This window comes from Sulfitobacter sp. SK025, assembly GCF_003352105.1.
Lineage (GTDB): Bacteria > Pseudomonadota > Alphaproteobacteria > Rhodobacterales > Rhodobacteraceae > Sulfitobacter > Sulfitobacter pontiacus.
Genome location: NZ_CP025808.1, coordinates 1,532,640 through 1,558,946, shown reverse-complemented (window position 1 = coordinate 1,558,946; position 26,307 = coordinate 1,532,640). Strand labels below are relative to the sequence as shown.

25 protein-coding genes are annotated in these 26,307 nt (G+C 60.7%); 7 read left to right on the top strand and 18 right to left on the bottom strand.

From position 1 onward, the window contains the following. Positions 1-8 precede the first annotated feature (8 nt). The 8 genes from glpK to glpD all read right to left on the bottom strand — a co-directional run bounded on the left by glpK (position 9) and on the right by glpD (position 9,316). Entirely contained in the window at positions 9-1,496 is a 1,488-nt protein-coding gene (gene glpK, locus C1J04_RS07525; RefSeq protein ID WP_009826629.1) for a glycerol kinase GlpK, read from the bottom strand. Positions 1,497-1,649: 153 nt separating this feature from the next. Next, complete coding sequence (locus C1J04_RS07520; protein WP_037954316.1) at positions 1,650-3,371, bottom strand: ABC transporter substrate-binding protein; 1,722 nt, start codon at positions 3,369-3,371, stop codon at positions 1,650-1,652. Positions 3,372-3,442: 71 nt separating this feature from the next. Next, on the bottom strand, positions 3,443-3,715 hold the full coding sequence (locus C1J04_RS07515) for a DUF2160 domain-containing protein (protein WP_005852584.1): 273 nt from the start codon (positions 3,713-3,715) through the stop codon (positions 3,443-3,445). 24 nt (positions 3,716-3,739) lie between these two features. Further along, the gene (locus C1J04_RS07510) at positions 3,740-4,579 is read right to left on the bottom strand and encodes a carbohydrate ABC transporter permease (protein WP_009826627.1); all 840 of its coding nucleotides are present in this window, start codon (positions 4,577-4,579) and stop codon (positions 3,740-3,742) included. Next, positions 4,579-5,454, bottom strand: coding sequence for a carbohydrate ABC transporter permease (locus C1J04_RS07505; RefSeq protein ID WP_009826626.1), 876 nt, complete (start codon positions 5,452-5,454; stop codon positions 4,579-4,581). Before C1J04_RS07505 ends, C1J04_RS07510 begins: the two co-directional genes overlap by 1 nt. 51 nt (positions 5,455-5,505) lie before the next feature. Then, a complete protein-coding gene (locus C1J04_RS07500) occupies positions 5,506-6,585 on the bottom strand; it encodes an ABC transporter ATP-binding protein (protein WP_009826625.1) in 1,080 nt (359 codons plus the stop codon). A gap of 15 nt (positions 6,586-6,600) precedes the next feature. After that, positions 6,601-7,689, bottom strand: coding sequence for an ABC transporter ATP-binding protein (locus tag C1J04_RS07495; protein WP_009826624.1), 1,089 nt, complete (start codon positions 7,687-7,689; stop codon positions 6,601-6,603). A 13-nt stretch (positions 7,690-7,702) separates the two neighbouring features. Next, complete coding sequence (gene glpD / locus C1J04_RS07490) at positions 7,703-9,316, bottom strand: glycerol-3-phosphate dehydrogenase (RefSeq protein WP_009826623.1); 1,614 nt, start codon at positions 9,314-9,316, stop codon at positions 7,703-7,705. Positions 9,317-9,602: 286 nt separating this feature from the next. On the opposite strand from glpD, the gene C1J04_RS07485 reads away from it, so the two are divergent. Genes C1J04_RS07485 through C1J04_RS07475 form a run of 3 tightly spaced genes read left to right on the top strand, consistent with a single transcriptional unit; the run spans position 9,603 to position 12,058 of the window. Further along, positions 9,603-10,358 (top strand): DeoR/GlpR family DNA-binding transcription regulator, encoded by a 756-nt coding sequence (locus tag C1J04_RS07485; protein WP_005852573.1) that lies wholly within the window; start codon positions 9,603-9,605, stop codon positions 10,356-10,358. A gap of 21 nt (positions 10,359-10,379) precedes the next feature. Next, complete coding sequence (locus C1J04_RS07480; protein ID WP_009826622.1) at positions 10,380-11,252, top strand: carbohydrate ABC transporter permease; 873 nt, start codon at positions 10,380-10,382, stop codon at positions 11,250-11,252. Beyond that, a complete protein-coding gene (locus C1J04_RS07475) occupies positions 11,252-12,058 on the top strand; it encodes a carbohydrate ABC transporter permease (protein WP_009826621.1) in 807 nt (268 codons plus the stop codon). The genes C1J04_RS07480 and C1J04_RS07475 overlap by 1 nt, the downstream gene beginning before the upstream one ends. Before the next feature lie 20 nt (positions 12,059-12,078). Here C1J04_RS07475 and C1J04_RS07470 read toward each other — a convergent pair whose 3' ends face one another. From C1J04_RS07470 to C1J04_RS07455, 4 genes are read right to left on the bottom strand one after another with little or no spacing between them, the layout of a single operon-like run. Then, the gene (locus C1J04_RS07470; protein WP_009826620.1) at positions 12,079-12,921 is read right to left on the bottom strand and encodes a metal ABC transporter permease; all 843 of its coding nucleotides are present in this window, start codon (positions 12,919-12,921) and stop codon (positions 12,079-12,081) included. Next, positions 12,918-13,793 (bottom strand): metal ABC transporter permease, encoded by an 876-nt coding sequence (locus C1J04_RS07465; protein ID WP_009826619.1) that lies wholly within the window; start codon positions 13,791-13,793, stop codon positions 12,918-12,920. Before C1J04_RS07465 ends, C1J04_RS07470 begins: the two co-directional genes overlap by 4 nt. After that, on the bottom strand, positions 13,790-14,686 hold the full coding sequence (locus tag C1J04_RS07460; RefSeq protein WP_050766242.1) for a manganese/iron ABC transporter ATP-binding protein: 897 nt from the start codon (positions 14,684-14,686) through the stop codon (positions 13,790-13,792). The genes C1J04_RS07465 and C1J04_RS07460 overlap by 4 nt, the downstream gene beginning before the upstream one ends. Before the next feature lie 12 nt (positions 14,687-14,698). Next, positions 14,699-15,604 carry a metal ABC transporter substrate-binding protein gene (locus C1J04_RS07455; RefSeq protein WP_009826617.1) on the bottom strand — a complete coding sequence of 302 codons (906 nt, stop codon included), beginning with the start codon at positions 15,602-15,604 and terminating at the stop codon, positions 14,699-14,701. Positions 15,605-15,750: 146 nt separating this feature from the next. Here C1J04_RS07455 and C1J04_RS07450 point away from each other — a divergent pair, with 146 nt between their 5' ends. Next, positions 15,751-16,161, top strand: coding sequence for a Fur family transcriptional regulator (locus C1J04_RS07450; RefSeq protein ID WP_009826616.1), 411 nt, complete (start codon positions 15,751-15,753; stop codon positions 16,159-16,161). Here the strand turns inward: C1J04_RS07450 and C1J04_RS07445 are convergent. The 6 genes from C1J04_RS07445 to rpiA all read right to left on the bottom strand — a co-directional run bounded on the left by C1J04_RS07445 (position 16,158) and on the right by rpiA (position 23,215). Continuing rightward, complete coding sequence (locus C1J04_RS07445) at positions 16,158-16,844, bottom strand: TetR/AcrR family transcriptional regulator (RefSeq protein ID WP_254655167.1); 687 nt, start codon at positions 16,842-16,844, stop codon at positions 16,158-16,160. The genes C1J04_RS07450 and C1J04_RS07445 overlap by 4 nt on opposite strands. Positions 16,845-16,985: 141 nt before the next feature. Further along, positions 16,986-18,470: a DegQ family serine endoprotease gene (locus C1J04_RS07440; protein ID WP_009826614.1), complete on the bottom strand. Its 1,485-nt coding sequence runs from the start codon at positions 18,468-18,470 to the stop codon at positions 16,986-16,988. Positions 18,471-18,710: 240 nt separating this feature from the next. Next, positions 18,711-19,622 (bottom strand): protease modulator HflC, encoded by a 912-nt coding sequence (gene hflC, locus C1J04_RS07435; protein ID WP_009826613.1) that lies wholly within the window; start codon positions 19,620-19,622, stop codon positions 18,711-18,713. Next, the gene (gene hflK, locus C1J04_RS07430) at positions 19,622-20,845 is read right to left on the bottom strand and encodes an FtsH protease activity modulator HflK (RefSeq protein ID WP_174226604.1); all 1,224 of its coding nucleotides are present in this window, start codon (positions 20,843-20,845) and stop codon (positions 19,622-19,624) included. The genes hflC and hflK overlap by 1 nt, the downstream gene beginning before the upstream one ends. Positions 20,846-20,938: 93 nt before the next feature. Beyond that, positions 20,939-22,405, bottom strand: a complete 1,467-nt coding sequence (locus C1J04_RS07425) for an FAD-dependent oxidoreductase (protein ID WP_009826611.1) — start codon at positions 22,403-22,405, stop codon at positions 20,939-20,941. Between the two features lie 21 nt (positions 22,406-22,426). After that, entirely contained in the window at positions 22,427-23,215 is a 789-nt protein-coding gene (gene rpiA, locus C1J04_RS07420) for a ribose-5-phosphate isomerase RpiA (RefSeq protein ID WP_005852551.1), read from the bottom strand. 230 nt (positions 23,216-23,445) lie between these two features. Here rpiA and C1J04_RS07415 point away from each other — a divergent pair, with 230 nt between their 5' ends. The 3 genes from C1J04_RS07415 (at position 23,446) to C1J04_RS07405 (ending at position 26,279) form a co-directional block, all read left to right on the top strand. Beyond that, entirely contained in the window at positions 23,446-24,132 is a 687-nt protein-coding gene (locus C1J04_RS07415) for a glutathione S-transferase family protein (protein ID WP_009826610.1), read from the top strand. After that, entirely contained in the window at positions 24,132-25,505 is a 1,374-nt protein-coding gene (locus C1J04_RS07410; protein WP_009826609.1) for an L-serine ammonia-lyase, read from the top strand. The genes C1J04_RS07415 and C1J04_RS07410 overlap by 1 nt, the downstream gene beginning before the upstream one ends. A 93-nt stretch (positions 25,506-25,598) precedes the next feature. After that, positions 25,599-26,279, top strand: coding sequence for a nitroreductase (locus C1J04_RS07405; protein ID WP_009826608.1), 681 nt, complete (start codon positions 25,599-25,601; stop codon positions 26,277-26,279). The last annotated feature ends 28 nt before the right edge of the window (positions 26,280-26,307 follow it).

Here is a 26,307-nt window from a genome sequence, read left to right as displayed (position 1 = left end):
GGAGTTCCTTAAAAATTCAGGGTCGCGTCAACGGCCTTTTTCCAGAGCGCATATTTCGCGTCGCGCTGGTCATCGTCCATTTTCGGCGTGAATTGGGTTTCCTGTGTCCACGATTTCGCGAACTGTTCCTGATCAGGATAAACACCCGCGTGCATCCCCGCAAGCCACGCGACCCCGAGGGCGGTGGTTTCATGCACGGTGGGCCGGTCAACGGGGGCGGCGATGATGTCGGACAGGAATTGCATGGTCCAGTCGCTGGCAGACATGCCACCATCGACGCGCAACGTGGGCTGCACGCCATCGGCTTTCCAGTCGGCGGACATCGCTTCAAGCAGGTCGCGTGTCTGGTAGCCGACGCTTTCCAGCGCCGCACGGGCCATTTCGGCGGGCCCCGTGCCACGGGTCAACCCGAACACCGCGCCGCGACAATCGGGGTTCCAATAGGGCGCACCCAGCCCGACAAAGGCGGGGACGAGTACCACGTTCTGATGCGGGTCCGCCTGTTCGGCCAGCCCTTGCGTCTCGGCCGAATCCTGAATGATCTGCAAACCGTCGCGCAGCCATTGCACCACGGCCCCCGCGACAAAGATCGACCCTTCGAGCGCGTACGTCGGCTTGCCGTCGAATTGATAAGCAATGGTGGTGAGCAGCCGGTTTTCCGACCGCACCCGCGTGTCGCCCGTGTTCATCAGCGCGAAACAGCCCGTGCCGTAGGTGGATTTCAGCATCCCCGGCTCGAAACACGCCTGCCCCACCGTGGCCGCCTGCTGGTCGCCCGCGACCCCGTGGATCGGCACGGCAGCGCCCAGAACATCCGCATCGGTATGGCCGAAATCATCGGCGCAATTCTTGACCTCTGGCAACATCTCCATCGGGATGTCGAGCAGGTCACAGATCGACCGGCTCCACCGGCCTTTGCGGATGTCATACAGCATGGTGCGCGCGGCGTTGGTGGCATCCGTCGCATGGGAGGCCCCGCCGGTCAGCTTCCAGATCAAAAAGCAATCGACAGTGCCGAACAGCAGCTCGCCCTTGGCGGCACGGTCGCGCGCGCCTTCGACATTGTCCAATATCCACGCCAGCTTGGTGCCCGAGAAATACGGGTCCAGCAGCAGACCGGTGCGGTCGGTGAACATCTCTTCGTGGCCCGCGTCGCGCAGCGTGCGGCACTGGCTGGCGGTGCGGCGGTCCTGCCAGACGATGGCGTTATAGATTGGGCGGCCGGTTTGCTTGTCCCAGACCACAACGGTCTCGCGCTGGTTGGTGATGCCGATGGCGGCGATATCGCCCGCCGCGATCCCTGCCTTGTCGATCGCCCCGCGGCAGGTCGCCTGCGTGGTGCGCCACAGATCATCGGGATCATGTTCAACCCAGCCGGACTGGGGGAAATGCTGGGGAAATTCTTCCTGGGCGCTGGCAATCGACGTCATCGTGTCATCGTAAACGATGGCCCGTGTGGAGGTGGTGCCTTGGTCAATGGCAAGGATATACGTCATGCGCGTCCCTTTGGAAGTGTAGCAACCGTCAGATGGTGCCGTATCCTAGCAAGGGTCGGCAGGCCCGACCAGATGTCAGGGCAATGACGGATGTCGGCGTTGTTGGAAAATCAAAGGTTCCGGGGCCAGCGAACCGGCCCCGGAAAGAGTGGCTTACTGCCAGGATTTGATCAGCTCATCATAGGCGATGGTCTGTGGCTCTTCGTCTTCGCTTTCCAGTTTCGCTTTGGGCGAACCGGGCTGGGACAGCCAGTACTCTGGGTCACGCTCTTCGTTCATCTTGGGGCCAATGTCCCCTTGAACGCCGGCACGCTCCAGACGGATCAGGACTTTTTCCTGATCCGCGCACAGGGCATCAAGCGCTTCCTGAGGGGTCTTCGCACCGGACATGGCGTCGCCGATGTTCTGCCACCACAGCTGCGCCAGCTTTGGATAGTCAGGCACGTTGGTACCAGTTGGCGACCACTGAACGCGCGCTGGCGAACGGTAGAATTCAACCAGACCACCCAGTTTCGGTGCACGCTCTGTAAAGCTTTCGTGCTGGATCGACGATTCACGGATGAAGGTCAGGCCAACGTGGCTTTTCTTGACGTCCACAGTCTTGGAGGTGACGAACTGCGCATAGAGCCACGCGGCCTGTGCACGGTCCACCGGAGTGGATTTCATCAGCGTCCACGACCCGGCATCCTGATACCCGATCTTGGTGCCTTCGGTCCAATATGCACCGTGGGGCGAAGGTGCCATGCGCCACTTGGGCGTGCCATCTTCGTTCATCACGGGCAGGTCAGGCTCTACCGACGCGGCGGTAAAGGCGGTGTACCAGAACATCTGCTGGGCCACATTGCCCTGCGCCGGAATTGGGCCCGCCTCAGAGAAGGTCATGCCCGCAGCCGCCGGAGGCGAATACTTCTGCAGCCATTCGATCGCTTTGGTCACAGCATAGACCGCTGCTGGCCCGTTTGTGGCACCGCCACGCGCAACGCAAGAGCCCACAGGCTGCGAGTTTTCGTTGACGCGGATACCCCATTCGTCGACAGGCAGACCGTTTGGCTCGCCTACGTCACCGGCACCGGCCATCGACAGCCACGCATCGGTGTAGCGCCAGCCAAGCGACGGGTCTTTCTTGCCGTAGTCCATGTTGCCAAAGACTTCGCCTTCGACGCCAAGACGCGACAGGTCGCGACCGGTGAAGAATTCGGCGATGTCCTCATATGCGGACCAGTTGACCGGAACACCCAGATCGTAGCCATATTTCTCTTTGAAATCAGCTTTGTTCTGTTCGTCGTTGAACCAATCGTAGCGGAACCAATACAGGTTCGCGAACTGCTGGTCGGGCAGCTGGTAGATCTTGCCATCGGGGCCGGTCGTGAACGACAGGCCGATGAAGTCTTCGAGGTCGAGACCGGGGTTGGTCACGGCCTTGCCTTCGCCTTCCATCCAGTCGGACAGATTGCGGGCTTGCTGATAGCGCCAGTGCGTCCCGATCAGGTCGGAATCGTTGATATAGGCGTCATAGATGTTCTCGCCCGACTGCATTTGCGTTTGCAGCTTTTCGACAACGTCACCTTCGCCGATCAGGTCATGGGTGACCTTGATGCCGGTGATCGCTTCGAAAGCGGGGGCCAGAACGGTGGATTCGTATGTGTGCGTGCCGATTGTCTCGGACACGACGTTGATCGACATGCCCTCGAACGGTTTTGCAGCGTCGACAAAGAACTGCAGTTCGGCTTCCTGGTCTTCGCGCGACAGCGCGGAGAGATCGCCGATTTCCTTATCAAGGAAAGCCTTTGCGGCCTCCATGTCGGCGAACGCAGGTGCGGCAAACATGCAAGCCGCAAGCCCGATCGCAGTCGTTCCCTTTAAGCGCAAGTTCATGATGTTCCTCCCTAGAATTGAACATTTGAGAGGTCCGGTTCTTGCAGGCCGGCCCCCCTTATTTTCCTTTCCTAGACCCAGCGGAAAACCGCGATGGCATAGAAAAGGCAGACGACCAATGCCCCCCATTGGGGCGCACTGAGCAGCCCGAGCCAAGCCAGATTGATAAAGGCCGAGCCCAGAAGCGTGATGAACAACCGGTCACCGCGCGTCGTTTCCATCCCCAGTATACCGGCGCGCGGCACTTCGGGGAATTTGATTGCAAGGATCGTAAAGGTGATCAGCGTCACCGCGATGATCCCAAAGAAAGCGGCGGTGGGCCAAGTCCAAGCCATCCAGTCCATAATGTTTCCTCCGGTCTTTCTTTGTTAAACGCGGCCCAAGGCAAAGCCTTTGGCGATGTAGTTGCGCACGAAATAGATCACCAGGGCACCCGGCACGATGGTCAGCACCCCTGCCGCGGCCAGCACACCCCAGTCGATCCCGGCGGCGCCCACGGTACGGGTCATGGTGGCAGCAATCGGCTTGGCGTCCACGCTGGTCAACGTCCGGCTCAGCAGCAGCTCAACCCAGCTGAACATGAACAGGAAGAAGGCCGTGACCCCGATCCCCGAGGCGACCAGCGGCGTGAAGATGCGGATGAAAAAGCGCGGGAAGCTGTAGCCGTCGATATAGGCCGTCTCGTCGATCTCTTTCGGGACGCCACGCATGAACCCTTCGAGGATCCACACCGCCAGCGGCACGTTGAACAGACAATGTGCCAGCGCCACCGCGATATGCGTGTCGAACAGCCCCACAGAGCTATAAAGCTGGAAGAACGGCAGCGCGAAAACCGCGGGCGGGGCCATCCGGTTGGTCAGCAGCCAGAAAAACAGGTGCTTGTCGCCCATGAAGCTGTAGCGCGAGAAGGCATAGGCCGCCGGCAGCGCCACCGCGAGCGAGATCACCATGTTCATCACCACATAGGCCATCGAGTTCAGATAGCCCGTGTACCATGACGCATCCGTCAGGATCGTCATGTAGTTGTCGAACGTCAAATCACGCGGCCACAGGGTAAAGCTGTTGAGGATCTCTGTGTTGGTCTTGAGGCTCATGTTCAGCAGCCAATAGATCGGCAGCAGCAAGAACAGCAGATAGAGCGCCATGACAATCGCATTGCCCTTGATCTTGGGCAGGGCGAACCCTCTTTTTTGTGCAAGATCGGACATCAGTGGCCATCCCTTTTATCAAGGTTCGTCATCACGGTGTAGAACACATAGGAGATCAGCAGGATCACCAGATAATACATGATCGAGAACGCCGCCGCAGGACCAAGGTCAAACTGTCCGAGGGCCATCTTGACCAGATCGATCGACAGGAAGGTGGTAGAGTTACCAGGCCCCCCGCCCGTCACGACAAACGGTTCGGTGTAGATCATGAAGCTGTCCATAAACCGCAACAAGATCGCGATCATCAACACCCCCATCATCTTGGGCAGCTCGATATAGCGGAAGACTTTCCAGCGGCTCGCCTGGTCGATCTTGGCCGCTTGATAATAAGCGTCGGGGATGGATTGCAGACCGGCATAGGCCAGCAGCGCCACCAGCGACGTCCAGTGCCAGACATCCATCACGATCACAGTGATCCATGCGGCATAGAAATCCTGGGTGTAGTTATAGTCGATGCCCAAGGCCGACAGCGTATAACCCAACAGGCCAATGTCCACGCGGCCAAAGATTTGCCAGATGGTGCCGACGACGTTCCACGGGATCAGCAGCGGCAGCGACATCAGGACCAGACACAGCGAGGCCCAGAACCCTTTCTTGGGCATGTTCAGCGCCACGAAGATGCCCAGCGGGATTTCAATCGCCAGAATGATTACTGAGAATGTTACCTGACGCCCCAAGGCATTCCACATCCGTTCGCTCGCCAGCATCTGTTTGAACCACTCGAGCTTGTCGTCAAGCGGATAGAAATCTCCGGCGAAAGCATCCTGCACCGAATAGTTCACCACGGTCATCAGCGGGATCACGGCAGAGAAAGCCACCAGAAGCAGCACGGGCAGCACAAGGAACCAGGCCTTTTGATTGACGGTCTTGTTCATGACGCGGTCCTTTCAGCGAGGGTCAGCGGGAAAGCGGCGGATTGGATCATCTTAGGCCCCCTGCGGCGCAACGCGCCAGCTGTTGGCATAGACATTCACCCCGGCAGGGTCGAAAACAATGCGGTTCATATCCGGCGAAATCTCGGCACCTTCTTCGGCGATCACGTTGATTTCATTGCCATTAAAGTCAGCACGCACGATCTTGTGGCGGCCCACGTCCTCGATCCGCTTGATCGTGACAGGCAGCCCCGCCTCGCCCGTGGCAAGCCGTGTGAATTCGGGGCGCACGCCCAGTTCGACCTTGCCGTCCAGCGGCGCAAAGCCCTGGCCCAAGTCGATCTCGTGGCCGCCAATGACCGCCTTGTCGCCGGTCACCGTCGCGTCGAGCACATTCATACCGGGCGAGCCGATGAAATAGCCCACAAACGTGTGCTGTGGTGTCTCGAACAGCTCTTGCGGGGTGCCCATCTGCACAACGCGGCCGTCATACATGACGACAACCTTATCCGCAAAAGTCAGCGCCTCTGTCTGGTCATGGGTCACATAGATCATCGTGTGACCGAATTCATGGTGCAGTGATTTCAACTGCGTGCGCAGCTCCCACTTCATATGGGGGTCGATCACGGTCAGCGGCTCGTCGAACAGCAGCGCGTTCACGTCCTCGCGCACCATCCCCCGCCCGAGCGAGATTTTCTGCTTCGCATCCGCCGTCAACCCACGCGCCTTGCGGTTCAGCATGTCTTCCATGCCGATCATCCCCGCGATCTGCTGCACGCGCTGCGCGACATAGGCCGCATCCGCACCCCGGTTGCGCAGCGGGAACGCCAGATTGTCGCGCACGGTCATCGTATCATAGACCACCGGAAACTGGAAAACCTGCGCGATGTTGCGCTTGGTCGTGGGGTCGTTGGTCACGTCACGGTCGTTGAACAGGATGCGGCCCTGACTGGGGTGCAGCAGGCCCGAGATGATGTTCAGCAACGTGGATTTCCCGCAGCCCGACGCCCCCAAAAGCGCATAGGCTTCGCCGTCCACCCAATCGTGGTTCAGCTCTTTCAGCGCAAAGTCATCTTCGCTGGTGGGGTTGGGCAAATAGGAATGCGCCAGGTTATCAAGGGTGATTTTTGCCATTGGTCCGGTCCTCCCTCAGGCCGCTGCCGCATAGGATGCGGGGGCCACGGATGTGCCGTCTTCGGCAAAGATGTAAACATGTGTCGGGTCAAGATAGACGTTCAGCGGAGCCCCGATCTTGAGGTCTTTGACCCCGTGCACCAGACCGACCCAGTTTTCACCGTGGTGATCAAGGTGGATAAAGGTTTCCGACCCTGTGATCTCGGTCACGTTCAGCTTGCCCGCAAACTCCAGCGCGTCGTCAGATTGCTTGGACAGTTCAAGGTGGTTCGGGCGGAAGCCCGCAACATAGCTGCCATCGGCCACGGTCTTGAAGTTCCCGAAGGTCGCGACCGTGTTGCCATCGCCAAAGGTCAGCGTGTCGCCGGCCTTGGTGATGTTGAGGAAGTTCATCGGCGGATCAGAGAAGACGCGCGCGGTCGTGGCATCGACGGGCTGGCGGTAGACCACGGGGGTCAGGCCGAACTGCGTGATGCGCCCTTCCCACAATGTGGCAGTGTGCCCGCCCAGCAAAAGCGCCTCTTCGGGTTCGGTCGTGGCATAGACGAAGATCGACCCTGCTTCTTCAAAGATTTTCGGAATCTCGGCCCGCAGCTCTTCGCGCAGTTTGTAATCGAGGTTCGCCAATGGCTCGTCCAGCAACACTAGCCCCGCATCCTTGACCAAAGCCCGTGCAAGCGCGCAGCGTTGCTGCTGCCCGCCCGACAGTTCCAGTGGCTTGCGGTCTAGCATCGGCGTCAACTGCATCAGATCGGCGGCCTTGCGCACGGCGCTGTCGATCTCGTCCTTGGATTTGCCCAGCAATCGCATGGGGCTCGCGATGTTGTTATAGACGGTCATCGACGGGTAGTTGATGAACTGCTGATACACCATCGCCACACCGCGATCCTGTACGCGCATGCCGGTGACATCCTCGCCGTTCCAGATCACCTTGCCGGTGTTGGGCACATCCAGCCCTGCCATCAACCGCATCAGGGAGGTCTTGCCCGCAGATGTCGGCCCCAGCAGCACGTTCATGGTGCCGGACTGCAGCTCAAGATCTGTCGGATGAATATGCGTCTGGCCGTTTACGACCTTGGACACGCCTTGCAAAACGAGCGACATGTTCCTCTCCCCTTCACGCGCCAGTGGCGGCTGTAGTGTTGTCGGCGGGCGTGGCGGTGGTTTCCACCATCCATGCTTCCAACGTGTTCAATTCATCCGCGTCAAGCCGCAGGCCCAGTTTGGACCGGCGCCAGATGATGTCGTCAGCGGTGCGGGCAAATTCCTTGTCGATCAGCCACTTGGCCTCACGCTCGGTCAGGGTCGCGCCGAAATCACGCCCCAGATCTGCCGCGGTTTGCGCGTCGCCCAAGACATCAAATGCCTCGCGCCCATAGGCTTTGACCAGACGATCCGCCCAACGTTGGGTCAAAAAGCCGTAGCGGTCCTGCAACTCTTTTTTCAACGCCGCCACGCCGTCTACCGGAAAATCGCCGCCAGGCAAGGCGACACCCGCCGTCCAGGGTTTGGCGTCATTGGCGAAATAGGGCTGGATCTTCTCTAGCGCGCTTTCGGCCAAACGGCGGTAGGTGGTGATCTTGCCGCCAAAGACGTTCAGCACCGGCGCACCGGCGGATGTGTCGACCTTCAGCACATAGTCCCGCGTCGCCGCCGTGGCAGAGCTCGCCCCGTCGTTATACAGCGGGCGTACGCCGGAGTAGGTCCAGACGATATCGTCGGTGGTGATCTGCTTTTTCAGGTATTTGGACGCAAAACGCACGAGGTAATCCTGCTCCTCAGGGGTGCAGACCGGCTTTTCAGACACATCCGTGTGGTCGGCATCTGTGGTGCCGATCAAGGTAAAATCTGTCTCGTAAGGAATGGTAAAGATGATACGCCCGTCTTCGCCTTGGAAGAAGTAGCATTTGTCGTGCTCATACAGCTTGGGCGTCACGATATGGCTGCCCCGCACCAGCCGCACCCCTTCCGAGGAATTGATGCGCACGGTGTTGCGGATCACGTTTTCCACCCACGGCCCACCGGCGTTGACCAGCATCTTGGCCTGTACCACGCGTTGGGGGCCGCCGTCTTTCGGTTCCAGCGTGACCTGCCACATGCCGTCGACCTGCTCGGCAGAGACGACCTTGGTGCGGGTGTTGATCCGCGCACCACGGGCTTGGGCGTCACGGGCGTTCAATACCACCAGACGGCTGTCTTCGATCCAGCAGTCGGAATACTCATAGGCCTTTTCGAACTTGTCCTGCAGCGGTGCCCCCTCGGGGGCCTGGGTCAGATCGACCGCGGTCGTCCCCTTGAGGATCTGCCGCCCGCCCAGATTGTCATACATGAACAGACCCAAGCGGATCAGCCACGCAGGGCGACGCCCCTTCATCCACGGCATGAACACGTTGAGCAGCTTTGAGGTGGGCGTATCCCCCTCGAACCGCATATCCTTATGATAAGGCAGCACAAACCGCATCGGCCAAGAGATATGCGGCATCGCTTTCAGCAGGGTTTCGCGTTCGATCAACGCCTCGCGGACAAGGCGGACCTCCCAGTATTCCAGATAGCGCAACCCGCCGTGAAACAGCTTGGTCGAGGCCGAGGAGGTCGCCGAGGCCAGATCGTTCATCTCTGCCAGCTCGACGGTAAACCCACGGCCCACGGCGTCGCGTGCAATGCCGCAGCCGTTGATCCCTCCGCCGATCACAAAGAGATCGACGCTGTGTTCTGTTTCAAGCTGGCTCAATGAAGCCTCCCCGCATCATTTTCGCGTCTCGCAGCTAGGTTTGCGGGACGTCGTGACAAAAGACACCAAGCCCCTTCGTTTTTCAAGATCGAACGTTCGTTTCTTTTCGTTTTCGACTATAGCCTTGATTTTAGGCGCATTAATCCTTCGCCTGACGCGCATTTCTGCGCCTTACAGACGATATACCACGATTCGCGGCCTTGACGTGCTTCGCTTTCCGTAGATTGTAAGTTTTGGTCGGGCGTGCAGAAACCTTGGGCATCCCCAGCCAAAGACGGGGGGATCTATGTCAAATTTCAGACAGCGCGAGATTTTGGAGCTGGCGCGCAAGGACGGCAAAGTCACCGTCGACGGGCTGGCAGAGGCGTATAACGTCACCGTGCAGACCATCCGCCGCGACCTGTCCGAGCTTGCTGAAAGCGGCAAGCTGGAACGGGTGCATGGCGGCGCGGTGATCCCGTCGGGGGTGGTGAATATCGTCTATGACGAACGCCGCCGCCTGAACGAGGAAGGCAAACGCGCCATCGCCGAACATTGCGCGCAGGCTATACCGCATGGGGCGTCGGTGTTCATGAACATCGGCACCAGTACCGAGGCAGTCGCGCAGGAAATGCTGCATCACGAAAACCTGCTGGTGGTGACAAACAACCTCAACATCGCCAATATCCTCGCCGCCAACCAAAGCTGCGAGATCATCCTGACAGGCGGCGTCTTGCGCCGCGCGGATGGCGGCATGGTGGGCGGGCTGACTGCCGAGATGGTCAAGCAGTTCAAGTTCGATTTCTCGGTTCTGGGCTGCTCTGCCATTGATGCGGATGGCGATCTGCTGGATTTCGACGGGCAAGAGGTGCTGGTCAGCCGGTCCGCCATCGGGCGGTCACGCACGGTGATGGTCGTGGCCGACCACCTGAAGTTCCAGCGCAAGGCCCCGCTGACGATCTGTTCGCTGCGCGATGTGAACACGCTGTTCACCGACCACCACCTACCCGATGCGCTGAAGGCGGAGTGCGCGGGCTGGGGCACCTCGGTTGTGACGGCCTGACCAAAACATGGACAGAACCCCATGAAGCAGCATGACTCGCGCGGCTGGCTTTTTGTCGCCCCCGCCTGCCTCTTGCTGGGGGTGGTCGGGCTGATCCCGCTGATCACCGTCATCAACTATTCGTTCTTCGAGATTTTCACCCTGCAATCGCGCTTCTGGATCGGCACCGAATGGTTTCGCGACCTGATCACCGCCCCGCGTTTCTGGGCGAGCTTCGGGCGCAGCGCGCTGTTCTCGACCTTCGTGCTGTGCATCCAGATCCCGCTGGGGATCGCGCTGGCCCTGTGCATCCCGCGCGGACGGATCTGGGCGGGGGCGGCCTTGGCTGTGCTGTCGCTGCCGCTGCTGGTACCTTGGAATATGATCCCTGCGCTCTGGCTGAGCCTGATGAACGACGACACAGGCATTTTGGGGCAGTGGCTGGCGGGCTACGGCTGGCCCGCCGCGTGGAAGGACAGCGCCGTGCTGACATGGGTGGTGATCTTGGCAATGGACACGTGGCATTGGACCAGCCTTGTGGTCATCCTCGCCTATAGCGCGCTGACCACGATCCCCGACCCGCTTTATCAGGCGCCCGCCATCGATGGGGCGCGCCCGTGGCAGGTGTTTCGCCATATACAGCTGCCGCGGTTGCAGCACGTATTGCTCATGGCGGTGCTGCTGCGGTTCATGGACAGTTTCATGATCTACACCGAGGCCTTTCCGATCAATGCCGGCGGCCCGGCCGAGGCCAGTCTGTTCCTCGCCGTCGATCTGGGCGAGGAGATCAAGGCGTTCAACTACGGCCCCTCGGCCGCGCGGTCGGTGCTATATTTTCTGATCGTGCTGTCGGTGGCATGGGTCTTTACCAAGGTGCAGGCCAAGCTTGACGATCCCAAACCGGGGGTGCCGTGATGATACCGCGTCGGGCATGGCCCGTGATCAAACTGGCGCTGCTGGGGGCGTTCATCCTCTTTACTATCCTGCCGCTGGTGCAGATGACGGTGCTGAGCTTTACCGCGACGCTGGCGCAGGACGGGCTGAGCCTGGGCGAGACGACGCTGCGCAATTATCGCGCCATCTGGGCCGACCCGAGCTTGCGCGCGGCCTTTGGCAATTCAGTCGCCTATGTGCTGATCAATATCGCGATCACCATCCCCGTCGCCCTGCCCGCGGCCTTTGCCTTTGCGCGGCTGTCGTTTCTGGGGGACAAACACCTGTTCTTCAGCTTCATCGCCTTTCGCATCACCCCGCCGGTAGTGCTGACCCTGCCGATCTTCCAGCTTTTTTCGGTGCTTGGCATCGTCAACTCGGTCACCGGCATCGCGCTGGCCCATTGTCTGTTCAACCTGCCGGTATCGATCTGGATTCTGCAGGGCTTCATCGCCGCCGTCCCGCGCGAGATGGACGAGACGGCGTTTCTGGATGGCTATTCGCGCCCCCGCTACATCTGGAAAATCCTGCTACCGCAGATCGCGCCCGGCATCGCGGTGACTGCGTTTTTCTGTTTTATGTTCAGTTGGGTAGAAGTCGTCTTTGCCCGCATCCTGACCACCACCAACGCCAAGCCGATCTCTATGGCGCTCAGCGCGATGTTCGGCTTTCAGACCGATATCGGGATGGTCATGGCCTTTACGCTGACATCTATGTTGCCCGGCGCATTGCTGCTGTTTGCCATGTGCAATCATCTGTCCCGCGGGTTCAAGGTCGGGCGGGTCTAGAGCCCGCCTCCCCTTCAAGGCTACCCGCGTGCCGCCTGACGCGAGGTGCGGCGCGTCACCAGCAAACGGTTGATGAAGGCGAGGACAAAGATCACCGTCAGGATCAACACGATTGTCGGCGCCGGTGCGCTATCCAGAAAGAAGCTGGCGTAGACGCCCGCGAACATCGACAACAGGCAGACCAGCACAGATACGATCAGCATCGGGCCAAAGCTGCGCACCACCAGAAAGGCAATCGCCCCCGGTGTGACCAGCAACGCCACCGCAAGGATCAGCCCCGTCGCCGTCAGCGTCGCCACGATGGTCAGCGACAACACCGCCAGCAACCCATAGTGCAAGAACCCCGTGTGCAGCCCGCTGGCCTGCGCCTGTGCGGGGTCAAAGGCGTGCAGCAGCAGATCTTTCCACTTGAGCACCAGAAACGCCGTCACAAAGGCCGAGATCAGCCCCGCCGTCCAAAGATCCTGCACGCCGACGCCCAGCATATTGCCGAACAACACGTGATCCAGATGCTGGTTCGTGGTGATCGAGGTGTACATGATGATGCCGATCCCGAACATGCCCGAAAAGACGACCCCCATCACGGTGTCCTGTTTGATCCGGCTATTGTAGCTCAGGTATCCGGTAAGCATCGCGCAGGACATGCCCGCGGCAAAGGCCCCTACAATCAACGGCAAACCCGTAATCCAGGCCAGCACGACCCCCGGCAGGACCGCATGGCTGACGGCATCGCCCATCAAGGCCCAGCCCTTGAGCACGAGAAAGCATGACAGCAACGCCGTCGGCGGGGCGACCAGCAGGACGATCCAGAAAGCGTTCTGCATGAAGGGAAACTGGAAGGGAAACAGCAACGTCTCGATCATGGGGCCACCCCGTCTCGCAAGGATTTGAGCGCCGCCGCAGCCTTGCGCCGCGCGGCCAGCACACCGTGTTTGGGCGCAAAGATAAAGGCCAGCAGGAAGATCGCGGTTTGCAGTGTGACGATCACCCCGCCCGTGGCACCGTCCAGAAAATAGCTGGCATAGGCCCCCAGAAAGCTGGTGATCGTGCCGATCAGCACCGATACGATGATCAGCCGTGGGAAACGGTCACACAGCAGATAGGCCGTCGCCCCCGGTGTCACGACCATGGCGATCACCAGAAAGGCCCCGACGGTCATCATCGCCGCCACCACCGCCGCCGACAGCAGCATGAAGAACACCGCCTTCAACAGCTCGGGCCGCAACCCGATGGAGCGTGCGTGGTTTTCGTCAAAGAAGGTGACCATCAGGTCTTTCCACTTCAGCAGCAGCACGGTCAGACAGACGACCCCGATGATCGCCAACTGCACGATATCCTGCGGCGCGATGGCAAGGATATTGCCCATAATGATGGTCTGGATGCTGACCGACATGGGCGATAGCGACACCATGAACAGGCCCAAGCCGAAAAAAGCGGTAAAGATGATGCCAATGATCACGTCGATCTTCAGCCCCGACCGCCCCGACAGAAACAGCATCGCCCCCGCCGCCATACCGCCCGCCAGAAACGCGCCAAGCGCAAAGGGCAGCCCCAGCATATAGGCCCCCGCCACACCGGGCACGACAGAATGGCTTAACGCGTCGCCGATCAGCGACCAGCCCTTGAGCATCAGATAGCACGACAAAAAGGCGCAAACCGCCCCCACCATCGCCGACACCCACATGGCGTTGAACATATAGTCATAGCTGAACGGCTCTAGCAGCAGGTCGATCATGTGTCGTCCTCGGAGGTGTCGATGCGTTCGCCGTAATGCACGAAGGGGCGTTCGTCGTCGGTGATGATCCGCAGCTCGCGCCCGTCGTCATCATCGTGCAGGTCTTGCCCCCCAAGGGTAAAGTGCCGCAGCACCCCGCCAAAAGCCGTTTCCAGATTGTCATGGGTAAAGACCGTTTCCGTCGGGCCATAGGCCAGCACCGTGCCCTTGACCAAGACGGTCCGGTCACAGAATTCCGGGACAGAGCCCAGATTATGCGTCGACACCAGCATCACCCGTCCTTCGTCGCGCAACTCTCGCAGCAGGTCGATGATCTGGTCCTCGGTCTTTACGTCTACGCCGGTAAAGGGTTCGTCCAGCAGGATCACCTGCCCGTTCTGCGCCAAGGCGCGCGCCAGAAAAACGCGTTTGCGCTGCCCGCCGGACAGTTCTCCGATCTGGCGGTGGCGGAAATCGGTCATATTGACGCGGCGCAGGGCATCGTCCACCGCGGCATGATCGGCGGCTTTGGGACGGCGCAGAAACCCCATATGCCCATAGCGCCCCATCATTACCACATCCTGCACCAGCACCGGAAAGGCCCAATCGACCTCTTCTGACTGCGGGACATAGGCCACAAGGTTTTCTCGCAACGCCTGTTTGACGGTCTTGCCCAGCAGGGTGATCTGCCCCTGCGCGGCGGGCACAAAGCCCATGATCGCCTTGAACAGCGTGGATTTCCCCGCCCCGTTCACCCCGACCAACGCCGTGATCGTACCGCGCGGGATCTCGAAGCTGGCATCATAAAGCGCGGTGTGGCCGTTGCGATAGGTCACGGTCACATCTGTGGCCTTGATGCCGATCGCATCGGGCGCAAGGCTGACATCTGAGATCGTCGTGGGGGCGGGGTGCATAGCGGTATCCATTTACTTCAGGCCTGCATCCAGCCCGTCCGCGACAGTCTGCGAGGTGACGCGCAGCAAGTCCAGATAGCTTGGCACGGGGCCCTCGGCGGTGCTGAGGCTATCGACATAAAGCACACCACCATAGGCCGCGCCGGTTTCCCGCGCGACCTGCTTTGCAGGCGAGGTATTCACCGTGCTCTCACAGAAAACGACCGGAATATCATTGTCGCGCACGGAATCGATGACTTTGCGCACCTGCTGCGGCGTGCCGGTCTGGTCGGCGTTCATCGGCCAGAGGTACAGCTCTTTCATCCCGAAATCCCGCGCGAGGTAGCTGAACGCCCCTTCACAGGTCACCAGCCAACGCTGGTCTTCGGGGATCTGCGCAATCCGGTCCCGCAGGGGCGTGATCGTATCGCGGATTTCCTGTTTATAGCTTTCAGCGTTGGCGGCATAGGTCGCCGCATTGTCAGGGTCGTGTTCGGCAAAAGCTGCCGCGATATTGTCGACGTAGATCAGCGCGTTATCCAGCCCCATCCAGGCGTGGGGGTTCGGCTTGCCCTCATACTCCCCCTCCCCGATAGAGATCGGCTCCACCCCGTCGGTCAGCGTGGCCGACGGAATATCCCCGAGGTTCGAGATGAACTGCTCGAACCACAGCTCTAGGTTCATGCCGTTCCACAGGATCAGATCGGCATCCACCGCGCCCACGATATCGCGCGGGGTGGGCTCGTAACCGTGGATTTCGGCACCGGGCTTGGTGATCGATACCACCTCTGCCGCATCGCCGCCCACCTGCTGCGCCATATCGGCAAGAACCGTAAAGGTCGTGACGACTTTGAAATCAGCCGCAACCGCAGGCACGCCTGCCATCGCCGCAACACCAAGAACCGGAGCAAAAACCGACGCCAGCACATTCTTTCTCATTCTGTTCCTCCAAGGAGCAATGCGTTCGCTAGATGTAAATGCGAATTAGTCGCATATGTCAAACATGCAAATAAGAATAGGTCGCATAAACTTGCGGGCAAGATGAATCTTGCGTAACAAGAAGGCAGACGAGAAAGGACATCGGTTTGACCCACAGCGCTGATTACAAGCAATTGCTGCGTGAAGCGGGCCTGCGGGTCACGCCACAGCGCACAACCATCGTATCGCTGCTGTCGGAAACCGACGATCACCCCAATGTCGAAGACCTGTATGAAAAGGCACGCAGGCTGGATGACACCGTGTCAGTCGCCACGGTCTATCGCACGATGTCAGTGCTTGAAAACGCGGGGCTGGTGCGCAAACTGGTGCTGGATGATGCCCCTGCCCGCTACGAGATGATGCCCCACACGGACCACGACCATCTGGTCGATGTCGACAGTGGGGATCTGGTGGAAATTCCAGGGATCGAGATCGCGACGCTGCTGGATCGTGTCGCAGCCGAGATGGGCTATGAGCTGGTCAGCCACCACACGGTCATTCGCGCCCGCAAGCTTTAGGTCTGCGTCTGATCCGCAAGCGATCTGACCATCGCCGCCGCACCGGCCGAGATCGTGCGCAGGATCACCTCGTCCGGGATGTCACGGATCAGCCAGTCGCGCATCGGGCCAAAGGCTGACAGGAACACCATCAGATTGGCAACGATATCAAGCCGTTGATCGTCGCTGTGCGTCCCCAGACGCGGGGCAAGCTGGTCCGCCAGATCCTTCATCACGGCAAACTCGCGCGCGTGCAGGGCGCGGCGGTCTTCGGCCTGCATATGCGGCACGCACCGATAGGCCAGCAACGTGCCATCCCGTTTCATCGACCAGCTTTCGCGGAAGTATTTCTCGAACGCGTCCTCGAGTGACAGGTTTTCATCCAGCAGGATGATCGGCAGCGTCGACACGTCCTCGCGGAACCACAGTTGGTTCAGCAGGCGGCGCAGGATGTCGTTCTTATTCGCGATATAATCATAGATGCTGGCTTGATTGACGCCCGAGCGCGCACAGATGTCGCGGATCGTGGTGGCGGCAAAGCCTTTCTCAAGAAACAGCGACAAGGCCGCCTCGCAAATCTGTTCGCGGCGGCTTTGGATCAGCGACTGGTTCTGCACGCTGGTAATCTCCGCCTCTGCCAGCATTTGGGTGCGCAGCGCAGACAGCCGATCGCTGCGAATGGCCGTCGTGGATGTGTCGTGCATGGGGCTGTCCTTCATTTGAAGTAAATCCTATCGGCTTTCGATATGCGAAACAACCGGCAGCGTGCAGACGCGCCCCACGCAAAACCCCCGCCGGTGCAGGGACCGACGGGGGCAGCGTTTTTCCAGCGATCTGGGGCGGGTTTAGTCGCCCAGACCCAAGGCCACAAAGCGCGGGTCACCTGCGCGGCGCACCAACAGCAACAACGACTTGCGGCCGCCGTCTTTTGCCTCGGTGATCCGGTCCTCCAGATCGGTGATGGACAGGATCGGCTGTTGGCCCGCCTCGGTGATGATGTCCCCTACACGCAGGCCTTTCTCGAAGGCTTCCGACATCTCGTCCACCTCGGTCACGGCCAGACCCTCGACTGAATCATCCGCCCCAAGCTCGGTACGCAGATCATCCGTCAGCGGCGTGATTGTCAGACCAAGCACCGACTTTGACGCAGGCGCTTCGGGCTCTGCCTCATCCTCTGGTGCCGAGGCCGACGCCCCTGCCCCTTCGGCATCTTCGCGGCGGCCCAGCTTGACCTTGAGCGTCTGGGATTTCCCCTCGCGCAGGACAGTCACGCGGACCGAGGCCCCGACGGTGCTGTTGCCCACCTGACGGACCAGACCGCGGGTATCTTCAACCTCGACCCCTGCAAAGCTGAGGATCACATCACCGGTTTTCAGGCCCGCATCCTTCGCAGGGCCGTCCGGTACATCGGTGATCAACGCGCCGGACGCTTTGGCAAGCCCCATCGCGTCGGCCACATCCTGAGTAACGTCCTGAATACGCACACCCAACCAGCCGCGACGGGTTTCGCCGAATTCCTTAAGCTGGTTCACAACACGCGTCACGACATTCGACGCCATCGAGAAACCGATCCCGATGGAGCCGCCGTTGGGCGACAGGATCGCGGTGTTCACGCCGATAACTTCGCCGTCCATATTGAACAACGGCCCCCCGGAGTTGCCGCGGTTAATGGCAGCATCCGTCTGGATATAGTCATCGTAGGTGCCCGACAAAGCACGGTTGCGCGCCGAGACGATTCCGGCCGAGACGGAAAACCCCTGCCCCAGCGGGTTGCCCATGGCCAGCACCCAGTCACCAACGCGGGCGGCATTGCTGTCGCCAAAGCTGACGAACGGCAGCGCACTTGGGGCTTCAACCTTAAGCAGGGCGATATCGGTGTTGGGGTCGGTGCCGATGACTTCGGCCTTCAATTCAAGACCGGTGAAAAATTCGATGGTGATCTCGTCCGCGCCTTCGATCACGTGGTTGTTGGTCACGACGAACCCGTCTTCAGAGATGACAAACCCCGACCCAAGCGCCGAAGATTTGCGTGGCGCGGGGGCTTCGCCACCATTGTTGCGGTCACGGAATTCCTTGAAGAAATCCTCGAAGGGGGAGCCTTCGGGCACGATGCCACGGGGGCCCGTGCGCCCTTCAACGGTGGTGGAAGTGGTGATATTCACGACCGACGGGCTGATCTTTTCCGCAAGCGGCGCAAGGCTTTCGGGTTTGGCCAGTGCGACCACGGCCTGCATCAGGACAAAAGCCAGCGCCAGCATGCCCATCATCAACCATTTGATCTGGGGCGATATTGCGTCGGTACGCGACAGGGAAACGGCCTTTGGCTGCATTCGTCAACTCCGGTTTTATAAGGGGCGATACACCCCGTTTATGTGTCCTTGGCAGAGTGCATCCGCAAACCCACTGCTGCAAGGTGAAAGATGGTCATCCTCACGCGCATGTCAACGCGACCTTCGGTTTCTATGCGAAATTGCCGCCCCTTATCCCGTTGATCCCGGGGTCATGCCCCCAAACGAAACAGGGGCCGGCATTTCTGCCAGCCCCCGTTCAATGGTTCACCGTGGATCGGATCAGTTACCGGTCCCGGTGGTGGTCGCGCGCTGGCTGCGGCTGCCTTCGTCCGACTTGAGGTAGTTAAAGAACTCGCTGTCGGGCGACATCACCATAGTGGAATTCTCGCCTTTCAACGCTTGCTCGTAAGCGCTGAGCGAGCGGTAGAATTCAAAGAACTCCGCATCCTTGGAGTAGGCTTGCGCAAAGATCTTGTTCCGCTCGGCGTCGGCCTCACCTTCGGTGATACGGGCGTCACGACGGGCTTCCGACAGGATTTCCTCGTAGGTACGATCCGCAAGGGCGGTGACACGTTGCGCCGCCTCGCGGCCACGGGCGCGTTCATCGGTCGCTTCGCGGTCACGTTCAGCGATCATCCGCTGCAGGGTCGCGTCAAAGTTCTGCTCTGGCAGGTTGGTCTGGCGCAAACGCACATCGACCACATCCAGACCAAGCGCCTGCGCACGCGCGTCAGAACGTTCGCGGATCTGGTCCATCAGTGCAGAGCGTTCGGGCGACAGGATGGTGTTGGATGTCACACCCTGCGAGCCCAGAACCGCACGGATCTGACCGTCAAGAATACCGTTCAACTGGATTTCAGCCTGACGGCCACCGTCGGTGCCAAGGGCCTGACGGAACTGGCGCACGCTGTTGATGCGGTACAGCACAAAGGCATCCACTTCGAGACGACGGTCATCGGCGGGGGTGACCTCGATCATCGGCGTTTCAAGCGACAGGATACGGTCGTCGTAGCGGACGACCTCGTCCAGCAGCGGGATTTTGAACCCGATGCCCGCGTCTTCACGCACCTGTTTGATCTGGCCGAAACGCAGCACCAGCGCGCGTTCACGTTCGTCCACGATAAAGATCGACGACAGGGCGACAACGGCTGCGATCACAACCACGGGGATGAGGATATTGAGTTTACGCATCAGTTCGATCCTCGGTTGGAGTTGCGGAGTTCATTGAGCGGCAGGTAAGGCACGACCCCCTGCCCGGTCCCGTCAGAGCCGTTTTCGAGGATGATCTTGTCCACGTCTCCCAGAACTTTCTCCATGGTTTCGATGTACAGACGGCGACGGGTTACATCGGGTGCTGCTGCATATTCCTGCAATACCGCTTCAAAGCGGCTTGCCTCACCCACGGCGTCGTTGACCACACGCGCACGGTACCCTTCGGCGGCTTCCAGCAGACGGGCGGATTCACCACGGGCTTCGGCGGTGCGGCGGTTGGCGTAGGCGTCAGCCTGACGTTCCACCCGATCGCGTTCCTGTTCGGCAGCTTGCACGTCGCGGAAGGCGTCGATGACGGATTCCTGCGTCGTGTTGCCGTTTGCATCCGTCACGGTGACCGTCTGGCTGGGCGGGTCCACCTTGTTGAAGTTGACGCGGATGATGTTGATGCCGGTCTGGCGGTTGTCCAACGTCGTCTGGATCAGCTCGCGTGCAGAAGCCTCGATGGTGGCACGGTCACGGTTGAGGATCGGTGCCAGTTCGGACTGGGCGATGATCTCGCGCATGGCGGATTCAGAAATCGCACGCACCGCCATTTGCGGGTCCCGCAGCGAGAACTTGAAGTTCTCGGCATTCTTCACGTTCCAGACGACCTGAAAGTCGATGTCGACGATGTTTTCATCCGTGGTCAGCATCAGCCCTTCGTTATCGTCGCCACTGCGTCCTGCGCCAATGGTTTCGGCGCGGTTGGTGGTCACGTCAAAGACTTCGGCGGTGACAAAGGGCCAAGGGGCAAAGTTCAGACCCTCTGTCCCGATGCCAGAAAATTCGCCAAGGAAGAGTTCGATCGACTGCTGTTCAGGGCGCACGGTATAAAAGCTTGCCATCCCCCAGACGACAGCGGCCGCCACCAGACCCAGACCCACTGTGCCGCGGGTGAACTTGGGGCCTGCGCCGCCCATATTCCCGCCAGAGCCGCCGGAATTACGAGTGCCGCCTTTGCCGCCCATGAGGACGCGCAGCTGTTCCTGACCCTTTTTCACCAGATCGTCGATCTCGGGCATCTGACCTTTGTCACCACCCGGACCGCGCCCGCCACCACCGGTGGGCCGCTGCCCTCCGGGCCGGTTGCGGTCGCCACCATTGTTCCCACCGCCTGAGTTTCCTCCGCCGCCCCAAGGACCGCCTGTATTTCCAGCCATTAATTCTTCCCTATGTATGGCCGCTACAGCGGCCCTATCCCAACCGCCTACGCGGTTTTATCTTGTGCAGAGTTGGGCATATTCGCCCGAACTTCAAGCAGTGCGTGTCGGACTGCGCATGGTGACCAGCTCTTCGGACATGGTCGGGTGCACGGCGCAGGTCGCGTCGAATTGCTCTTTTGTCAGCCCCGCCTTCACGGCAATGCCCACCAGCTGGATCAGCTCGCCCGCGTTCGGTGCGACGATGTGGCACCCCAGAACGACGCGTGTTTCCTTGCTGACGATCAGCTTCATCATCACACGTTTGTTCTTTTCGGCAAAGGCCGTTTGCATGGGCCGGAACGACGCCGAGTAAATCTCGACCGGTTCCTGCTCTGCCGCTTGCTCTTCTGTCAGGCCGACGGTGCCGAATTCGGGCTGTGTGAACACGGCCGACGGGATCAGGTCGTGATCCACGGGCGTCGGGTTGCCGCCAAAGACGGTTTGCACAAAGGCCATGCCTTCGCGGATCGCAACAGGTGTCAGGTTCACGCGGTCGGTGACATCGCCGATGGCATAGATCGACGGTACGCCCGACTGGCTGTATTCGTCGACTTCGACCTCTTGGCGACGGCCCAGCGACACGCCAACCTCTTCCAGCCCCATGCCATCGGTATTCGGTGCGCGCCCTGTGGCGAACAGCACCATATCAAAGACCTTCTCGGCCCCGTTGGAGGCTTTGACCCAGATCGGCCCCTGCGTGCCTGCGCGCGCGTCGCAATTGTTCAGCTCGTTCGATTGTTCAGCCGTGGCCCCCATCGCCGCGTCAGAGTTGCTGGGCATGGTGCCCGCCTCGTGTTCGGATTCCAGCGCCATTTCGACGATGTTGGTGCCGCAGTGGATATCGACGCCTGCATTTGTCATCGATTCAGCGATCAGTCCGCGGGCCTCGTCATCAAAACCGCGCAGGATCTGTGCCGCGCGGTTGTACATCGTCACCTCGACGCCCAAGCCATTCAGGATACAGGCGAATTCACAGCCGATATAGCCACCACCCACAATCAGGATCGACTTGGGCAGGCTTTCGAGATGGAAGATATCGTCCGACACAATCCCAAGCTGGGCGTTCGGTACATCAGGGCGTACCGGACGGCCGCCGGTGGCCAGCAAGATGTGTTTGGCCGTGCGGGTTTCGCCATTCGCCAGCTGCACCGTATGCGCGTCCTTGATCGTGGCGCGCTGGTCAAAGGTATCGACGTCCGAATTGGCCAAGAGCTTGCGGTAAACGCCTTCCAGCCGGTCCAGTTCAGTGTTCAAACGGGTCTTGAACGCGTGCCAGTCGAAGGTGCCCGGCTTGATGTCCCAGCCAAAGCACTGCGCCTCGTCCACCAGCTCGGCGTAGCCCGAGGCAAAAACCATCAGCTTTTTCGGCACGCAGCCCCGGATCACGCATGTCCCGCCATAGCGGTCCTCTTCGGCGAGGGCGACTTTGGCCCCGTATTCGCCCGCCGCAACACGCGCCGCGCGCACACCGCCGGAACCGCCACCAATGACAAAAAGGTCGTAATCAAAATCGCTCATCTGGGCCGGGGCCTTTCTTTGTTAATCGCTCAGGTCGGAGAACAGGTTATCCGTCTCGACAAACTCCATCTTATCGCGATCAACAGTGCCTTCGTTGATGTCGCGCACTTCGACGCGGCCATCGCCATAGCCGATCACCACGGCATCACAGATATCAATGAATAGCCCGTTTTCAACTACGCCCGGCATCTGGTTCATGACCAAGGCCATCTGGCGGGTGTTGCCGATCCGCTTGAGATGCAGGTCAAGGATGTAGTTCCCCTCGTCCGTCACGAAGGGGATGTCGCCGTTCATACGCAGCGTGGAATTGCGCCCCAGCACGTCCATCGACACCAAAGTCTCTTCGACAAGCGCTTGTGTGGTCTGCCAGCCAAAGGGAATAACCTCTACCGGAAGGGGAAATGCGCCCAGTGTTTCGACCTCTTTACCGATGTCGGCAATCACGACCATTTGATCGGAGGCTGTGGCCACGATCTTTTCTTGCAGCAAGGCACCGCCGCCGCCCTTGATCAGGTTCAGCTCTCCGTCGAACTCGTCCGCGCCATCGATAGTCAGGTCCAGCCACTTGGCTTCATCAAGGCTGATCACCTCGATCCCCACTTCGCGCGCCAGCTGCGCGGTACGGGTCGACGTGGGCACGCCCTTGATCCGCAAGCCGTCGTCGCGCACCATCTCGCCCAAACAGCGTACCAGCCACGCGGCGGTAGAGCCGGTGCCCAATCCGACGCGCATTCCGTCTTCTACAAATTGTGCAGCGCGTTTGGCGGCGACAAATTTGGCCTTATCGATGGGTGACAATTCTCCGGTCATGGCAGCGACTCCTCGTTAATCGACGCCCTTATAGACGCAGCCGCGCCGGCGCGCGACCCTCAAAACCGCATTGTCGTCGCGTCGCGTGGCCTGCGGGGGGGGGGACACATGGTCTGCGCCACGGTGCCACGGGGGTGTTACGCGCCGATAATCTGGATAGAGTACCGCAAACCGCGCAGATCGGTCGTTTTCAATCGCCCGCCTCCGGCGCAATGGGATACCACCGGCCTATGACCGATTACACGCTGCACTACGCCCCCGACAATGCTTCCCTGATCATCCGCCTCGCGCTTGAGGCGCAGGGCGTGGCTTATGACACCTGTCTGGTCGATCGCGCGGCGCAGGCGCAGTCTGCCCCCGCCTATCGGGCGCTGAACCCGCACGGGCTGATCCCCGCGTTGCAGACGCCGGACGGGCCGATGTTTGAAACCGGCGCAATCCTGCTGTGGCTGGCGGACCGGCACGGGGGGCTGGCCCCTGCCGCGACGGATGCCACACGGGCGGATTTCCTCAAGTGGTTGTTTTTCGTTGCCAATACGGTGCACCCTGCCCTGCGTATGCTGTTTTACCCTGAAAAATACGTGGGCGACGACGACACCGCCCAAGACGCGCTGCACACAACCGTAACCCAAGCGTTGCAGACCCACCTGCGCAGGCTGGAGGACCGGGCCGCGGCGGATACGCTGCCCCTCGCGCTTGCGCTTTACCTCGCCCCGCTGTTGCGCTGGTGCGCGCTGTATCCGCGCAACCGTGATCGCCGCTGGTTCGATCTGCGCGCCACCCCGCATCTGCACGCGCTTTGCGCAAGGGTCGAAACGCTCCCCTGCACGGCGGCCGCGCAAACCGCCGAAGGGCTGGGGCCCACGCCCTTTACCGCGCCCCAGCTTGCCACCCCACCCATAGGAAGTGCCACCTGATGTTTCTCTCTGTCTTCGATATGTTCAAAGTGGGCATCGGCCCGTCCTCCTCGCACACGATGGGGCCGATGGTGGCGGCGGCACGGTTTCTGGACCTGATGCGCGCCTCGCCGTTCAAATTCGCGGGCCTGCGCGCGTCCCTGCACGGCAGTCTGGCCTTTACCGGCGTGGGCCACGCCACGGACCGCGCGACGATCCTTGGCCTCGCGGGGTTCACGCCGCAAGACTACGACAATGACCGTGCCGAAGAGGTACTGGCCGAGATCAATCGCACGCAGACGATCACCCTGCCCGAGTTTGGCACGCTGAGCTTCGCGCCCAAGTCCGATATGATCTTTGACTACGACACCAAGCTCGACGGCCACGCCAACGGGATGATGCTGATGGCCACCGACGCCCAAGGCGACGTCACCCTGCGCGAGACCTATTATTCCATCGGCGGCGGCTTCGTGATGACCGAAGCCGAACTGGCGGCGGGCAAGGACACGGACGAAGGCGCGCCGATACCCTTCCCGTTCAAATCCGCAACCGAGATGCTGCAGATGGCGACGGAGTCCGGCAAGAGCATCGCCCAGATGAAACGTGCCAACGAGGAATCGCGCGGCGGGGCGGCGCAGCTGCGCGACGGCACCAAGCGGCTGTGGCAGGTGATGAACGACTGCATCAACCGCGGGCTCGAAACCGATGGCATCCTGCCCGGCGGGTTGAACGTCAAACGCCGTGCCAAGGCGATCCATGATGCGCTGCAGCAAGAACGCGGCCAGAACCAGCGCGCGCCTCATACGATCAACGACTGGATGAGCGTTTACGCTATGGCGGTGAACGAGGAAAATGCCGCCGGTGGGCAAGTCGTCACCGCCCCCACCAATGGCGCGGCGGGTGTGATGCCCGCTACCTTGCGCTATTATCTGGATCACGTCCCCGGCGCATCAGAGGCGCATATCGAGGATTTCCTGCTCACCGCTGCGGCGATCGGCGGGCTGGTCAAATTCAACGCGTCGATCTCGGGGGCGGAAGCGGGCTGTCAGGCCGAAGTGGGCAGCGCGGCCGCCATGTCCGCCGCCGGGCTCTGTGCCGTCATGGGCGGTACGCCGCAGCAGATCGAGAACGCCGCCGAAATCGCGCTGGAGCATCATCTAGGCATGACCTGCGACCCCGTGCGCGGTCTGGTGCAGGTGCCTTGCATCGAACGCAACGGGCTTGGCGCGATCAAGGCGGTGTCCGCCGCGTCGCTTGCGCTGCGCGGAGACGGCACGCATCTGGTGCCGCTGGACGCCTGCATCGAAACCATGCGCCAGACCGGTGCGGATATGTCTGAAAAGTATAAAGAAACCTCGCTTGGGGGGCTGGCGGTCAACGTCCCTAACTGCTGATCTGACGCAGCGGCACGCGGCCCCACCCGCGCTTGACCCCACGGCGGAACTGCAACAGTCTGACAGCCGTCAGGAAATTTGCGGGAGGGCAAGATGGAACTGAAACAGGCAATGCAGGAACGGCGCAGCATCCGGGGCTTCAAGAAAGACCCCGTGCCGCGCGCCCTGCTGGAAGAGGTCATCGCACTGGCCAATCGCGCGCCATCCTCGATGAACACCCAGCCGTGGCATCTGCATGTGCTGACCGGCGAACCGCTTGAGAAAGTCCGTGAAGGGAATTCGACCCGTATGTTGCAAGGCGTGCCGCCGGTGCGTGAAATCAGCGATCACGGGGCCTATGGCGGTGTCCACCGCGACCGGCAGGTCGGCATCGCGAAACAGCTCTTTGCTGCCATGGGGATCGAACGCGACGACAAGGAGCGCCGTCAGGATTGGGTGATGCGCGGCTTCCGTCAGTTTGACGCGCCGGTGTCCATCGTCGTCTGCTTTGACAAGTCGCTGGATGACAATGGCACCATCGCGCATTTCGATCTGGGCGCGGTGACCTACGGCCTTGTCCTCGCCGCGTGGAGCAAGGGTCTGGGCTGCGTGATCAACGGTCAGGGCATCATGCAATCGCCTGTGGTGCGTGAACATGCGCAAATCCCCGACGATCAGGTGATCATGACCTGCGTCGCCATGGGCTGGCCGGACGAGGACTTTTCGGCCAATGCCGTCGTCTCTACCCGCCGCCCCGTCGAAGAGGTCACGCGGTTCGTCGGCTTTGACGAGTAACGCCCTGCGCCCCTGAGCGCCTTGAAAA